The sequence below is a fragment of the Fluviicola sp. genome, assembly GCF_029266855.1.
Classification (GTDB): Bacteria; Bacteroidota; Bacteroidia; order Flavobacteriales_D; family Crocinitomicaceae; genus Fluviicola.
Genome location: NZ_JAQSWB010000005.1, coordinates 152235 through 168193 on the forward strand (window position 1 = coordinate 152235; position 15959 = coordinate 168193).

Consider the following 15959-nt stretch of genomic DNA (forward strand, 5'->3'; position numbering starts at 1 on the left):
CTTAATTAAAATGCTACTTATGAGAGTATTATCTATCGCTACCATGATTTTACTGTGTTTCAGTTCATTCGGAAGCGCTCCGGTACTAAACTTATCCCAAACAGTTCTCAACCCGGTCCTTTGTTCTGCTAATAGTGAGGTGGCTATTTTTCAACCCTTTGAGATCACAGATGCGGATAACGATTTTATACAAATTATCGGGATAACTTCCTCGAACCAATCTGTTATCCAGGATGCTTCGCTGTATGCGGATAATATCGGTTCCACCGGAACCCTGAATTCGTATCTCTTTGCAAACTCGGGCTTTAGCGGTGCAGGTACCTGTATCATAACCCTGGAGGTAACTGACGGAACGGATACCGTCTTCATTACTCTTCCTACAGTTACTGTCGGAGAAACTCCGGTCATTACGCTTGTAGCTAATCCCCAAATTTGTACAAGTGAAGGAACTGTGGATTTGAATCAGTTTGTTAACCCTGCCGGCGGAATATTTGATTATGATGGTGACGTATACGAAAACTCTGAGTTTAATGCAATTGAAGAGGGATATACTACAGATGGATCTGTGGGTATCAATTACACTTATTCAGACGGGGTTTGTGCGGCTTATGAATATTTATCGATCAATATTTTTGTTTCACCAAGCGTTACGATCAATACTACGGCTACTGCTTGTGGCGCAGCTACAGGAACTGCCAATGCCGTGGCTGCCGGAGGAGCACCTGTGCTGACTCAAAGCTGGTCTACCGGAGTTACAGGCACTTCCGGCATTTCAGGTTTGGCTGCCGGTCAATACATGTATTACCTGGTAGACACGAATAATTGCTCTACCACAGCCGCGTTTTCAATAGATCCGGCAGGAGTTTCGATTAATGAAACAGTAACTGACGTGGTTTGTTTCAGCCAGGCCAACGGTGCAATCACGATTTCACAAACAGGTTTGACAACGCCGGTTAACTATGTATGGTCTTCAGGGCATACGGGAACAGCTGTTTCGGGTTTAAGCGCCGGAACGTACACCGTTTACGCAACAGATGCAAACAATTGTATGATCTCAAAGACAATTACAGTTACACAACCCGAAAAAGTCACTTTTGAAGCAGGTGTAAACTCATCACCTACATGTGGTGCAGCTGACGGAGAAGTTGAAGTTTGGGGTCTATCCGGAGGTATTCCTCCTTATACTACAACCTGGTCAAACGGCACAAGCGGTGAAATTAATTCCAACCTTGCCTTTGGTATCTACTCGGCAACTGTTAAAGATGCTAACAACTGTATGGCCGTTAAACCGGTCTATTTGAGTGAAGCGAACTCTGCTGATATAAGCGGTTCCGTAATCCCTGCAAACTGCGGTGGGACTGACGGAAAAATTTTGGTGGATATTTACTCCTGGACATTGGATCCGATCCAATCGATCAGCTGGTCGAACGGAGCAACTACGGAAGACCTGCTAAATGTTCCTCCTGCTAATTACGTTTGTACGGCTACTGTAGCCAATTCCGGCTGTAAAGCGATCAAAGGATGGAACATTCCGGTAGTGAAGCCATTGAGACAGGATATTTGCGTAATTACCGTAGATAGTGTTACAACAACAAACCTTGTGGTTTGGGAAAAGGTCCAAACAATTGGAATTGACTATTACAACATCTACCGCGAAACATCCACTCAGGGAGAATATATTCAGATAGATACGGTATGGGCCAATAACATTTCTCTTTTCAATGACGTAATTGCATCTCCGTCGGAGCGCTCATGGAGTTATAAGATCGGCGCTGTGAATGTCTGCGGGGAGGAAAGTCCCTTAAGTATTGCTCACCGGACTATTCACCTGGATCTGCTTGATTTGGGAAGCAATTCCGTACAGGTTAACTGGAACGCATACGAAGGAACAACATTTACAGAATATATTGTTTGGAGATTTACAAGTGCAAACGGTTGGGAGGAAGCAGGTACTGTTTCAAACACTACCTTGAGCTTTACGGATACGGTGGATTATGCAACTCCGGGATTGGATTATATGGTTGAATTTGAATTAACAATTCCTTGTTCGGCAGAAAAAGCTCAGGATTTTAATACTGTTAGATCCAATCGCGAAAGAGGTCAGTTTGCAACCGGAGAAGGTGTTGACGGAGTCTCTTCCAATAGCGTGGACGAAAATTATTTGAATAGTATTCAAATGTATCCGAACCCGACATCAGATAAATTGATCTGTGTTCAGGAAGGTACGGAAAATGTTACTTACACTGTTTTTTCCTTATCCGGTCAACAGATGCAGACAAATCAAAGCAACCAGGCAAACACGGTTCTTGATCTGAGCGATTTAAATGCCGGGGTTTACCTGGTAGAACTGAAAATGAAAGACATTAAAATCACAAAACGGATAGTTAAATTTTAAGCTGTTCTAAATAATCGAAGTATAAAGATCATTGTTCCGCCATGGTACAATGATCTTTTCTATCACTATTTAATTCTGAAACCATGAAAAAAATACTGTTTTTATTTGCCCTTCTTATAGGCGTTTCAAACGCACAAGGGCAAACATATGATTGGTCATCTGATATGCCTGCCGATCCATATATATCAGGCGGACAAGTCAAGTCGATCATGTATCAGGGGAAATTGTATCACTTTAATGACTCTCTGGGGACTTATCTCCGTGTTACCATGTATAATCCTGAAGTCGGGAGCTGGAAAAGGGTAGTTACAGAAAACATTAACATTTCCAATATTGGCAGAATTGAAGGTGAGGTTGTTAACGACGCAGCTTACCTGGTAACCGGCGGCGGCGGCGGTTTGTTCATGCATAAATTCGATTTTCTTACCAATACCATTGTTCCTTACAATTCACTGATCGCAAGCGGTGGATTGGGAAATTGGGAGTTCAAAGCGGATCCTGTATCGGGAAAACTGATCGTGATGTTTGTTGAAAACACCAACACCAACATCTGTACCTTTAACACAAGCACCAATACCTGGAATAGCGAATTAGGTGTAAACGCACTTCTTGATCCGGGGTTCAATGGAAACGCAAGCCGCTTTTTAATTTACTTTTCATCAACTTCCGTATTCTACGGTATTTCTGGCGCAGCAAATAATCGCCTGGCTGTAGCACCTTTGAGTAATCCATATGGCTTGGCTTATTACAATTCAGCAGGATCAAATGACGGTCGATTGAAGAATGATCTGGGAAACAACTTCGTATCAGGAAACTTTTTCATGGTGGGGAACGGGCAAAATGAACCTACTATTTATATGCGGAATTATGGAGACCAGAAAACGTACGAAAAAGCTTTCACAGGAACAAATATTCAGTTAAACACTGTTACAGATCCGACCTTGTATTTCAATATCGATACAGTTCGCTTCGCCACTACCCAAAATGCCAGCTACTCTTTTATACTTTCTAATTTTACCGCAGCAGGAGATGGCTCCATCGGAAATTCCTTTGTTTTCAGAAAGGATTGGGGAACCGGTATTTGGGATACTTTAGGAATCCAAATCCCACTCACAGCAGGGTTGAACAACTTGTTTATGCTTTCCTTGGATTCAAACGGTGAGCATTTGGCAATTAACTATCAAAACGACGGGTATTACTATTATAAAGTTTACAATACCAAACCGGAACTTAATCCATCTTCCGTATCACCAACAACCGGAACCTGTGCTAATCATCAAAACCTGATTTATCACGCATTGGAGTTTTACGATGACAACAAAGACGGGCCGCTCAAAATTTTAAATCTTGTTGATCAAAGCGGAATTATAACAGGCATGACAGCCGAGTTAATTTATTTTGACAATAATGTGTCACCAGCCCTTACAAAATATGCCATTTACGGTTTTGTTGGAACGGGTGGCGGTGGCTCAACTGTCAGTTTCCAACTTTTTGACGGGTATAGCATAACCTCGGTTCTGCTGCCTACCATAACTGTCGGAGTAACACCGGCACCGGTTGTCAGCTTCTCTTCCAACCCCTTGAACTTGTGTAAGAATGACAACCTCATCGATCTGACGAATTTCGTTAACTATTACGATCACGGAACTTTCCAGATCAACGGAAATCTTGTTGACGGAACAACTATCGACGGGACCGTTCTTTCACAGACGTTTACCGGCGGAACAATCATCCTGAATGATGAAATCGACGGTTGTATGATCATCGCATCTGCAACAATGACATTTCCTGCACTGGGTAGTGCTTCGGTAGTTTCTACGCCAAGTGCCTGCGGATCAAATACCGGAACGGCAACAGTAACCTTTACTGCAGGTTCTTCTGCAAACTATTCACTGGAATGGTCAACAGGTGAAACGAGCAATACCATCTCCGATTTAGCTCCCGGACCGTATTTTTATAACGTAACGGATGATTACAATTGCCACATAACGGGAGTTACTTCCGTAGAAGCAAGTGGTGTAACCATCACTCCAACCATTACGAATGTTTCATGCAACGGACTAAACGATGGTTCTATCAGTATCACTATCGTTAATCCCAATTCATATCAATTCCTTTGGTCTAACGGATATGGAACACAAACCATCTCCAATTTGGCGCCCGGAAATTATTCGGTAAATGTTTGGGATAACAATGGTTGCCAGGTTTCAGGTTCTTATACGATCACCCAGCCGGCGCCTATCACGGCAAACTTATTCGGGAATGAACCCACTTGCGGAGCCACAGACGGAAATATTTTTGCATCGGTATCTGCAACATCTCCGACTTACGATTGGATCGGTACCGGACAAACTACACAAAACCTTTCGGGTGTCGGATATGGTCTGTACACTTTGGAAGTGACTGATGGAAACGGATGTATCAAACAGTTCACGCACCAGCTGGATAACTATGGCGCAGTTGATATTAACACAACAGTTATCGATGCAACCTGCAACCAAAACAACGGTGGAATTGCTGTTAATTTCGTTCAGGATCCGAATGGCGGAACACTGGCAAATACCTGGTCCTGGTCAAATGGAGTAACAACACAAAGCAATTTTAGTTTGGGAGCCGGGACTTATACGATTACGGCAACAAGCGGTCCGGGGAATCAACCGTGTTATTCTGAAAAAACGGTAGTCGTTGGAACAAAAGCTCCACTTGCTCAACCTATATGTTTAGTAACGGTTGACACTTCCACTACTACTAACCTGGTTGTTTGGGAACGAACCGAAACTTCAGACATTGATCATTATAACATTTACAGGGAATCGGACCTGGCAGGAAACTATCAGTTGATCGATACGGTAATGGCTGGCAGTTTGTCGTTTTTCAACGATGTGGTTGCTTCACCAATGGACCGTTCATGGCGCTATAAAATGTCGGCAGTAAATGCTTGTGGCGAGGAAAGTCCTATTTCCACGGAACATAAGACCCTGCATTTGAATACCATTCTGAATACCGGGAACGGATCATTCGATATTCTATGGGATGATTACCAAGGCTCAGGAAACGTCAACGGATATGTCGTATGGAGAAAAACTGACCAGGTCGATTGGGATTCGATAAGTCCGCTCATTGCACTTGGAACTTCTTTCTACAATGACGTTCCCCCTGCAGGATCAACAGGCGTGGATTATTATATTGAAATGGTCCTGAACTCACCGTGTACTGCTGAAAAAGCACAAGACTTTAATACTACACGTTCCAATCGCGAACGAGGACAGTTTGCTGCCGGAGAAGGAGTTGACGGAGCATCGTCGAATGGAATTTCCGAAAACTATTTGAATGAAATTACCATGTACCCGAACCCTACGCAAGGCGCAGTAACTTTTGTTCAAAACGGCAATGAAGTGATCACTTACCGTGTGACTTCACTTTCCGGGAAAGTTGTCAGTACAGTAACAAGCTCGGAAACGAAAACTGAGATCCAATTGGATGAATTCCAAGCAGGTATCTACCTGGTAGAGATCAGTTCTTCCAATTCGAAGATCACCAAAAGAATCAGTAAATATTAAACTATATTGATTTAGTAAATCAGGAGAGTCCGCTATGGCGGACTCTTTTTTTACCAACCATTTATAGAAAGACCAAAAGCACTCAAAGAGAACTACAAGATACGAGTCTCTTCATCCCTCAAAACTATATTTGTATACCTTTGCTACCTGTTAATTGCTAAGACAAAATTACTTATGAAAAAACTACTCACGCTAATAGTTGTTTTCGTTTCAACCTTTTCTTTCTCCCAAGGTTGGAATTATATTGGAAGCTCGACCGGAATTGCTAATGCTACCGAGGTTGATATTGAAATTACCCCAAACGGAATTCTGTATGCTGCATATATCGATGCATCGAACTCCAACAAAATCACAGTACGTAAATGGAACGCCGCATCCAGCTCTTGGCAATTAGTCGGTGCGGCTGGAATCGGAGATGCTAACGTATTCGATTTACAATTGATTGTTCTTGGAGAAACTACACCGGTCGTTGCTGCAAAAACCTTTTATCAAACAACTTACGAATTTTTAGAGATTTACAAATTCAATGGTACAACGTGGACATATCAGCCAATCGGACCAGGTGGTTACAATCACATTGAACATAATTATAATTATTCACTTCGCGGGAATGCATCGAATGACTTATTCTTAACGTTTTACAATATCGATGATCAATCCACCGGTTACTCCCCTGAAAATGCACTGATCACAGTTAACATGACGGATCAGGTTCTTTATGGAGGGGCCAGCCCTAACCTTGAACAAACCAGTTTTTCAGGTGAGTTAAGCTCTTATATCGATGGTTCCAATGCTTATGTAATTCATGGCGAAGCAGATATGTCCGACTATATTCCATTGGACATTTCCAATAATGGCGCTGCATATAACGGTTATACACTGGACAACTCGGATGGGGCTTCTAAAATGCTCATCGAGAAAAACAATGGAGCAACTGCTTATAGCTCTGTATGGTCAGTTCCTTATTCCACATTCCCTTTAAAGTTCCGCTCTTTCAACGGAACAACGTTTGGAACCCAGGCGAATATCAGTACCGGGTCCAATGTCGTTGACTTTGACTTCGATACGTATTACAATGACGCATATGTATTCTATAAAACAAGCTCTTGCTTCTTTAAAAAAGTAACCAATGTTGCTACACCTGTAATCAGCACCATTTCTTCCGGAACTACATTGGCGCCATCTTCTGCCACATCTTTGGAAACAGAAGTGTACGGCAGTGTTTATGTCATCGCTTACATTGACGGCGGGAAGTTCTATGTAAAAGAATACAATCAATTGGCAAATATTGAGGATTATGACCTTTTTGCAATGTGTGAATCTTCTGTTTTCAACAACACTGCAAGTAACTCCGTTTACTGCCTGGATCCAAACTTCAGCCAGCAGGGATTAACAATGACCTGTGTTTCTCAAAACGTTGGGGTCATTCCTAACTCTGCTATCAGCTTATCAGGAGCAGGAACACTTAATTTCTCTTTAAACATCAGCAATACAAACGATGTAAGTTCACCAACTATTGTTGATCTGCAATTCGAACTATTCGATAATGGAATTTCATGTGGAACACAATTAATCCCGATTACGGTTAATCCGAAACCGGTGATCACATTTACAAATCCTGTAAATGCTGTTTGTGAAAATGCCAATCCGATCAACTTAAATAACTGGGCAACACCAACTGGAGGAACTTGGACCGGATCTGGGATCCAGAACAACACTTTCTACCCTTCCTATCCTCCGGGAGCAACAGTGCTGATGATTTATACCAAAACAAACCAATACGGTTGTACAAGTGCTGCTTCTTTACCATTCGAGATCAACCAAACACCGGATTTGAGTGTAACTACCGACACTTCTGACTGTAACCAAAATACAGGAGGTGCTTCTGTTACAATTACAAACGGGCAATCCCCGTATTCTATTTACTGGAGTACCGGTTCTACCCAATCAAGTGTAGATGATCTTGCTCCGGGACAGTACCTGGTTTCTGTAACAGATGCGAATGGCTGTCTTTCTACTTCAACTGCTATGGTTGGATCTAGCGGACTTTCACAAACAGGAGTTCCTACCGGAACAACTTGCTACGGCGCAACCGATGGTGGAATCAACGTAACTGTAAGCGGCGGTGCTGCTCCTCTGGTTTATTCCTGGTCAAACGGTGCTTCAACTCAAGATATCACAGGATTGATCGGCGGACCATACGAATTAACGATCACAGATGCGATCGGATGCATTTCTACCGCAACTTATGTAGTACAGGAACCACCACAAATTATGCTAAACTCGGTATCTTTATCGCAACCGGCTTGTAATACAACGAACGGGCAGGTAACTATATCTTTGAATGGGGGAACCCAACCTTACACTTATACCTGGTTCGATGCTCAGGGAGACACTATTGGCACCGACAATCCAACCCTTAACAATATTGGAGCAGGAGCGTATATCTGTAATGTTACAGATGCAAACGGTTGCACATTCAGTTATGCCGGATTGGTATCAAATAATTTCGGACCGACTTTGGCAATCGACACCATCATTCCTTCTTCTTGTTCGAATGACGGACAAATTCAATTGACGGTAATCTCGGGAAATCCAACCGATTACTTGTGGACCAATGGTGAAACAACACAAAACATCAGCAACCTGGCTCCCGGAAATTACGCTGTTTCCGTAACAGGAGCTTCAGGCTGTATAACCGTTTTAGGCGGAATTGTCGGATCAACATTACCCGATCCAATTGATATTTGTTTGGTAACTGTTGATTCAACTACGAACACCAACTTGGTAGTTTGGGAAAAACCAATCACAGCAGGTATCGATCACTTCAACATCTACCGTGAAACATCTCAGGCTGGTTTATACCAGTTAGTAGGTGCTGTAAATTATTCTGATGAATCTGTTTACAACGACCTCGTAGCTTCACCGAATGTTCGCTCATGGAGATATAAGGTTTCATCCGTAGACGCTTGCGGAAGCGAATCCGAATTAAGTTCAAATCATAAAACAATTCACCTCGTGATCAGTCACGGTTTAGGAAGTGATATCAATTTGTTCTGGGACAGTTATGAAGGATTCACCTACTCTAATTTTGTACTGAAAAGACATACGGATGCAGATGGCTGGACAACCCTTACAACCATGCCGAACAACTTGTTTACTTATACAGATCAGCCCACAACAACAGATGGTTTATACTACGTGGTAACTGTAAATGCGCCCGACACTTGTTCAACAACTACTAAAATGGCGCAGGACTTTAACACAACCAGGTCAAACCGAGATAACCGTCTGTCTACAGGACAACCGAATTCAGTTTCGGAAATGCTGAACCAGGTTGTAAATATCTATCCGAATCCGGCAAACAGTACTCTGAATGTAGAGAATAGTTCCAGCCAGATGATCGAAGCAAGAATCCTGGATCAAACCGGCAGACTGATTTTGACTTCAACGCTGGTACCCGGTCAAACTAAAATTGACTGTGGAAAACTTGCCATGGGAGTTTATAATATTGAATTGCATTCTCACGGGGCTAAAACACTGAAGCGCTTTGTGATAGAAAGATAAAGAGAACATTAAAAGGGAGTTAAAAGCTCCCTTTTTTAATCACAAATCTTTGTCAATAAGTTTGATTCTTCCGCCGTGTAACAGATTTGAGAAAGAAGTACTTTAATAGAAATACTTCAGCATGGCTAAAAAGAATAAACTATTCGTATTAGATACTTCTGTACTATTACATGACCACGACGCTATCATGCACTTCGAAAGACATGACGTTGCAATTCCAATTACAGTTTTGGAAGAATTAGACAAATTCAAGATCGGAAATGATACCAAAAATTTCTCAGCCCGTGAAGTAATTCGTTTTATTGATAGAATATCAGCAAACGGAGGTTTACAGCAATGGATCACCCTCGGACCAAACCTGGGTGCATTTAAAGTACTCCTCGATTCACAGCCTAAAGGTGTAGATGCGGAAACAGTTTACGGTGTTGGGAAAAATGATCACAAGATCATCAATGCAACATTAGCTGTAAAAGAGCAGGAACCCAAGAAGGAAGTAATCCTTGTTACAAAAGACATCAACTTAAGAATCAAAGCCAAAGCGCTGGGAATTCTTGCGGAAGATTACGAAACAGGAAAAGTACACTCCAACGAACTGGAACAGACCTCGAGCTCAACTATTGAAGGTGTTGAATCCGAAACTATCAAGCAGTTGTTCCTAAAAGGAACCATTGATGAAGAAGGCATCCTCGGAAACCAGAAAGTTGCAAACGGATACTACATCCTGAAAAACGGAAAAAGTTCAGGCCTGGCTTACTTTGATCCGCATACGGATACATTGCAGCGCGTGGAAAAAGAATATACTTCCGGGATCAAACCGAAAAATGCAGAACAGGCTTTTGCGATCAATGCGCTAATGAACAACAACATTAAGCTGGTTGCCCTACAAGGTGTTGCCGGAACCGGAAAAACCTTACTTGCGTTGGCTGCGGCATTGGAACAGCACAAGCTTTTCCAGCAAATCATTTTGGCCCGGCCACTTGTTCCCCTGTCGAATAAAGAAATCGGGTTTCTTCCCGGTGACGCAAAAGATAAGATCGGGCCCTACATGGAACCGCTTTGGGATAATTTAAAGTTTATTAAATCGCAATTCGGAGAAAATGAAAAACGCCACAAACACATTGTGGAGATGGAAGAAAGCGGGCGAATCCTGATCACTCCTCTTGCCTTTATACGCGGCAGAAGTTTATCGAATATTCTCTTTATTGTGGATGAAGCGCAAAACCTGACTCCGCACGAAGTAAAAACGATCATTACCCGCGCAGGTGAAGGAACCAAGATCGTCTTTACCGGTGATGTTCACCAGATTGATACTCCTTACCTGGACGAAAACAGTAATGGGCTGGCATACCTAATTGATCGCTTAAAGGGTCAGAACCTGTTTGCACATGTCCGTTTGGAAAAAGGAGAGCGCTCTGAACTGGCAAATCTGGCGAACGAGCTTTTATAAAACAGGAAAAAAATGTAATTTAAGACCCAAAAAACACATGAAAAAGTTCAAATTAAGCCTACTCTTTCTTCTTGGAGCCACTTTAAGCTCCAATGCTCAGAAAATTCGCACTGAATCCGGTGATCTTTCTTTTTTGAAAGGACAAACGGAACTCAATATCAAATACGACTTTTCTGATTTTCAGGTGGGAGGATTCTCCAGTGAATCCGAATACAAAAATAAGAAGATCAAAGAGTACAACGAAAAAGAAGCTGGAAGGGGTGATACCTGGGAGAACTCTTGGGAACGCGATAAAAAAGATCGCTTTCCGAATAAATTCGAAGAATTGTTCGATAAAGGACTAACCGGGAAAATTCATGCTGCTCAAAACAATGAGAAAGCAACATATACACTCATTGTAAAAACAACCTTTATTGAACCCGGATTTAATATAGGAGTTATGCGTCGAAGCGCTGCTGTTGCCTTTGAATATATTTTCGTTGAATCAGGGGATGAATCAAAAGTCATGGCTAAATTAAAGCAGCCGGATGTACCTGGTTCGCAATTTGGCGGATATGACTACGATACCGGTGCCCGCATCTCTGAATCATATGCCAAAGGAGCAAAAATGCTCGCTGCATACATGCTGAAGAACATGAAATAAGAGAAAGCACCGCTTTCGATGAAACAAAGCACCGCCTTCGATAGAATTAAGCAAAGCTTTCCGATAAAACAAAATGCCTCTTTCCAAAAGATTGGGGCATTTTTCATTTAATCAATTTGCGTAAATTCACCATACCAATTTCATTCAATTATGAGCACGTTTCGCAGCGATTTATCCAATACTGATTTCCCCCTTTCCGATCGCATTTCAGCAAGAACAATTCGGGGCTCCGTTTTGGAATTTATTCAAAAGGAAAACCCAGGGTTTAATGAAAACTGTCATTTATCTATCGGGGAACTGAACAATTACCGGGAAAAATACTTGTCGGGAATGATGCAGGAGCAACTAGGCGAATTATCAAACCTGGATAAAACAGTCCTGGAGTCTTTGAACGAAAAAAAACTGCTTTCCGATCAATTGGAAGACCAGGCTTCAGCAGACACATTCGGCCAGAGAATAGCAGATAAGGTTGCAACCTTTGGCGGAAGCTGGACGTTCATCATCTCTTTCATGACCTTTTTGCTGATCTGGATCGCATTCAACGCATTTGTTTTACTCAACAAAGGATTTGATCCCTATCCCTTCATCCTTTTAAACCTCATTTTGTCGTGTTTGGCAGCACTTCAGGCCCCCGTTATTATGATGAGCCAGAACAGGCAGGAAGAGAAGGACAGGGAGCGTGCAAAGAAGGATTACATGATCAACCTGAAATCAGAGGTTGAAATCCGCTTGCTTCACGATAAAATAGATCACCTCATCATCCATCAGCAGCAGGAATTGCTGGAAATGCAAAAAATCCAGCTGGATACCATGAAGGATCTACTCCTGAAACATAAAGATTCAAAAGAATGATTCCTTCCCGCTTCTATTATCCTTCCCCCGGTTTTTCTATTTACTGGAAATCCGGAAACGGGAAGAAACTGGCCAAAAAACTGACGGGAAGTTTTCCTGGAAAAGGAGAAATCGAACAATTTATTCCGCGGCTCTTTGAAACCGATCACTTCGCGGACCAGGTAATCCGCGAAGTTTACCAGGCGCATGGCTTTAAACAAGCAGATGCATGGATTGAAGCATTGCTGACGGGTGAAACACCGGTAGCTTGTCCCGAAAGCCTGCTTACCCTGGTCAATCAGGTCAAAACAGTTCCAGCCTGGCTAAATCCTAAATTAGCGGAGGCTGGGGCACGGCTGTGCAGACGTTCTGGTCCACTGGGATTGATGGTCCTGCGAAATTATTGTTTAATGGGCGGTTACGAATCTTCTGCCATCAATAAACCTTTGATCTTCACCGGAGCACTAAAAAAGGGAGCCGCCAAACGACTGACGGAAACTACCGAATTCTGGATAAAAATCATTGGTAAAAACGCAATTACACAAGCGGAAAATGGTCTGAAGGAATGTTTAAAAGTAAGGCTCATGCATGCCTACGCTCGTGTAAGCATCAAGGATGCGGGAGAATGGAAATCCGGGGAGTGGGGAGAACCTTTGAACCAGTGGGATATGGTGGCAACCAACTTGGGTTTTTCCATCATTTATCTGGATGGCCTGCGCAAACTGGGCTTAAAGATCCGCGAAGAAGAAATTCAGGGACTCTTTCATTTTTGGAAATATGTCGGTTACTTACTCGGAATTCCGGCTGATTATTTACCTGACAATGAACCGGATGCCATTCGTGCAATTTATGCCTGGACCATTACGCAATCACCTGCTGATTCCGATACCATTTCTCTGGCGAAAGCCTTATTGGAAGAGCCGCTATATGCAGATTTTCCTAAGAAACGCTGGCAGAAAAAACTGGTGCTGAAACTGCATCTTTCCTACAATCATTACTTTTTGGGGAAGGCTTCCTGTAAAACAATGCAGCTACCAAATACTGTTTTTAAAGTCTATCCCTTCCTGGTTACCTTCTTCGTCCGGATCGGTCAGTTGTGGGTTCACCGCTCAGAAGCAACCTATCAGAGATCCCTTCGTAAAAACAGACAAGTCCAGGAGAAGATCGTAAACATGTTCCTTAGCAGTTATGGAAGAGATACGATTAAGTAAATTGCTTTCCTGACTATTTCGTATTTCATTCTTTCTTAACTTTGAACTTTATACCTCATATTTCCACTCGTGCAGAAACCTAAGGCGCTTTCCAAACCTAACAAAAAAGCTAAACGCATTAAAAAACTTAAGTCAAAACCTCCGTTTAAAGTTAATCCTTACATATTGAGAGTGTTTTACATTCTGATCGGTCCGGTAATTACTTATCCGATCCTGGACGAAGAGGGACCTTTACGCTTTATAGGATTGAGTTTGTTGTTTTCAGGATATCACCTGTTCATGCTTTTGTTTATTGATCTGCTTCCGCTGTATATCGGGTATTTACAATCCGAAAGTCCTGAAAAAGAAATGAGCTCCAGGGACCTGAAAGTTACCCGCTTTTTCTCGCTCTCATTCTTTGTAATTCTCGGATGCTTTCTCGGATCAATCAAAATTCTCGATCATACCGTTCACGGAATGCCGGTATTTTGGGGCTGTATCGGAAGTGGAATGATTATCGGAACCGCTTTGGTCATCCGGTCAATCAAAAAGCCTTTTTCGTTTATTTCTACAGATAATGTGAATGGTTTCGGAATCGGATTTCCTTTGGGAACAGCCATGTTATTTTGCTCACTGGTCTTTATTCCCAACCGGTATATTCCTGTCAAATCGATTGAAAACAAAGTGGTAAGTGTTTCTGAGAAAAGTATCGGAAGCAGTAGCAGAGCGGGTCGCTCAGATCCTCATTTCCTTTTTTTAAAAACTGATGATGGAACCACCGAACGCTTCACTATTCCGGAGGCTGTTTATGACCAAATCCAGGATTCCGCTGTTTGTAACATGCATCAGGGAATTTTCGGGCTTTATTACATTGATAAAATCCATGGTCTCTGAAACAGTCGGGGCTGATCCCGGAAAAGTTCCATGTTATTTCGCCGCGGAACTATTCATTCCGAAAGTATATACATTATAAGGAAGAATAAATCGTGCTATCCGCTGTCCCAAAAAACTGCTAACCAAAACAGGAAGAAAAAGTACGTAACCGTTCGGAACCAGGTTACACACCAAAACCAAGGCGGTAAAAGGGGCAGAAATAGCTGAAGAAAGCGTTGCGGCAATCCCTGCCAACGCAAAATTCAGCGGAATGAGTTCGATATGAAATACCTGGTTGCAGATCAAGGCAAAGAATAAGCCAAGTACTGCACCAACAACAATGCTCGGAGCGAATACTCCCCCATCCCCTCCAGCTCCTAAAGTTAGCGCGGCAACCAACGGTTTGATCACGATCAATAAGCCAAGAATTAAAAGGGAAACGGGTTCTTTATCCAATACCTGTTGAATCAGCTCGATCAATCCGTGGTAACTGTCCCCATAAAGAAAGCGTAAAAACAAAATAGCAGTTCCAACCAGCAACGCACCCAGGTTCACACGCAGAAAATTATTCGGGATCCTGGCAAAAAAGTCTTTGATCCGGATCACCAACACAGTGAAATACACTGAAAGCAGTGCTCCGAATAAACTTAGGATCATAAAAAACGGCAAAGCTTTCCAGGTCCAATCCTGAACTTCAAACGGCAATAAAGGCTTGCTGTCTACCACCAGTATTAAGATCCAGCTTACTAAAGCAGCTGCAATACAAGCGATCAAAAGGGACTTGTTTATTTTACGTGCAATTACTTCCAAAGCAAAAAACAAACCCACAAGCGGACTCCCGAATAAAACTCCCACACCGGCAACAACTCCAGCACTCACCAATTCGCGTTTGTACATCTTGGCTGAAAAATCGCGCTTGTACGCTTCATTACCAACCGTAGCCGTCGCAACAACAGTAGAAACTTCAATTCCTGTCGAACCGCCGCTCACAACCGTTAAAAACCCGTTGAGCAAATGAGAGGGAACCTTGAATAAGGGCAAATGATCTTTTCGCTGGTCCAGGGTTTTATAAATCTCTGTAATTCCTTTGTTTTTCCGATTCTGAAAAAGGTATTTGCGTAAAAAATAGATGGTGGTAATTCCACAACTGGGTAAAATAAGGAACCACATCACATTCTGACTACCTGCCTGTTTAAATAATTGGTGCTGAACCAACTCTGTCAGAAGTTTCAAAACGTAAGCCAAAATACAACAAACCAAAGCAGTTAACATCGAGACTACCACCAGTTTGATATCGTTATACCAAATTATCTTTTTCCGTTCCGTCATGCCCGTAAACTTAATTGAAAACTCCCGCAGATTTCGCAGAAGACGCAGATTTTTATTTTCAAAAACGAGCAACACCAAGTCTTCTTACAATATAAGATAAGTAAAAAACACTTAATAATCAACA

The 15959-nt window shown here is 42.3% G+C and carries 9 protein-coding genes; 8 read left to right on the plus strand and 1 reads right to left on the minus strand.

Annotation, left to right across the window (positions count from 1 at the left end; all coding sequences use genetic code 11):
- Positions 1–19: 19 nt before the first annotated feature.
- The 8 genes from K0S23_RS12350 to K0S23_RS12385 all read left to right on the plus strand — a co-directional run bounded on the left by K0S23_RS12350 (position 20) and on the right by K0S23_RS12385 (position 14527).
- Positions 20–2395, plus strand: a complete 2376-nt coding sequence (locus K0S23_RS12350) for a T9SS type A sorting domain-containing protein (protein ID WP_300357798.1) — start codon at positions 20–22, stop codon at positions 2393–2395.
- 83 nt (positions 2396–2478) lie between these two features.
- Positions 2479–5955, plus strand: a complete 3477-nt coding sequence (locus K0S23_RS12355; RefSeq protein ID WP_300357802.1) for a T9SS type A sorting domain-containing protein — start codon at positions 2479–2481, stop codon at positions 5953–5955.
- 174 nt (positions 5956–6129) lie between these two features.
- The gene (locus tag K0S23_RS12360) at positions 6130–9522 is read left to right on the plus strand and encodes a T9SS type A sorting domain-containing protein (protein WP_300357805.1); all 3393 of its coding nucleotides are present in this window, start codon (positions 6130–6132) and stop codon (positions 9520–9522) included.
- A gap of 121 nt (positions 9523–9643) precedes the next feature.
- A complete protein-coding gene (locus K0S23_RS12365; RefSeq protein WP_300357808.1) occupies positions 9644–10969 on the plus strand; it encodes a PhoH family protein in 1326 nt (441 codons plus the stop codon).
- A 37-nt stretch (positions 10970–11006) separates the two neighbouring features.
- Positions 11007–11612 carry a hypothetical protein gene (locus K0S23_RS12370; RefSeq protein ID WP_300357810.1) on the plus strand — a complete coding sequence of 202 codons (606 nt, stop codon included), beginning with the start codon at positions 11007–11009 and terminating at the stop codon, positions 11610–11612.
- A gap of 150 nt (positions 11613–11762) precedes the next feature.
- Positions 11763–12464, plus strand: a complete 702-nt coding sequence (locus K0S23_RS12375; RefSeq protein ID WP_300357812.1) for a DUF1003 domain-containing protein — start codon at positions 11763–11765, stop codon at positions 12462–12464.
- Positions 12461–13654, plus strand: coding sequence for an oxygenase MpaB family protein (locus tag K0S23_RS12380; protein WP_300357815.1), 1194 nt, complete (start codon positions 12461–12463; stop codon positions 13652–13654). Before K0S23_RS12375 ends, K0S23_RS12380 begins: the two co-directional genes overlap by 4 nt.
- A 165-nt stretch (positions 13655–13819) precedes the next feature.
- On the plus strand, positions 13820–14527 hold the full coding sequence (locus tag K0S23_RS12385; RefSeq protein ID WP_300357817.1) for a hypothetical protein: 708 nt from the start codon (positions 13820–13822) through the stop codon (positions 14525–14527).
- Positions 14528–14560: 33 nt separating this feature from the next.
- Here the strand turns inward: K0S23_RS12385 and K0S23_RS12390 are convergent, their stop codons facing one another.
- The gene (locus tag K0S23_RS12390; protein ID WP_300357820.1) at positions 14561–15835 is read right to left on the minus strand and encodes a chloride channel protein; all 1275 of its coding nucleotides are present in this window, start codon (positions 15833–15835) and stop codon (positions 14561–14563) included.
- Positions 15836–15959: the final 124 nt, after the last annotated feature.

Bases quoted from the DNA above. Each gene is read 5' to 3' on its own strand.
- K0S23_RS12350 (WP_300357798.1), top strand. From the start codon at position 20: ATGAGAGTATTATCTATCGCTACCATGATTTTACTGTGTTTCAGTTCA.
- K0S23_RS12355 (WP_300357802.1), top strand. From the start codon at position 2,479: ATGAAAAAAATACTGTTTTTATTTGCCCTTCTTATAGGCGTTTCAAAC.
- K0S23_RS12360 (WP_300357805.1), top strand. From the start codon at position 6,130: ATGAAAAAACTACTCACGCTAATAGTTGTTTTCGTTTCAACCTTTTCT.
- K0S23_RS12365 (WP_300357808.1), top strand. From the start codon at position 9,644: ATGGCTAAAAAGAATAAACTATTCGTATTAGATACTTCTGTACTATTA.
- K0S23_RS12370 (WP_300357810.1), top strand. From the start codon at position 11,007: ATGAAAAAGTTCAAATTAAGCCTACTCTTTCTTCTTGGAGCCACTTTA.
- K0S23_RS12375 (WP_300357812.1), top strand. From the start codon at position 11,763: ATGAGCACGTTTCGCAGCGATTTATCCAATACTGATTTCCCCCTTTCC.
- K0S23_RS12380 (WP_300357815.1), top strand. From the start codon at position 12,461: ATGATTCCTTCCCGCTTCTATTATCCTTCCCCCGGTTTTTCTATTTAC.
- K0S23_RS12390 (WP_300357820.1), bottom strand. From the start codon at position 15,835: ATGACGGAACGGAAAAAGATAATTTGGTATAACGATATCAAACTGGTG.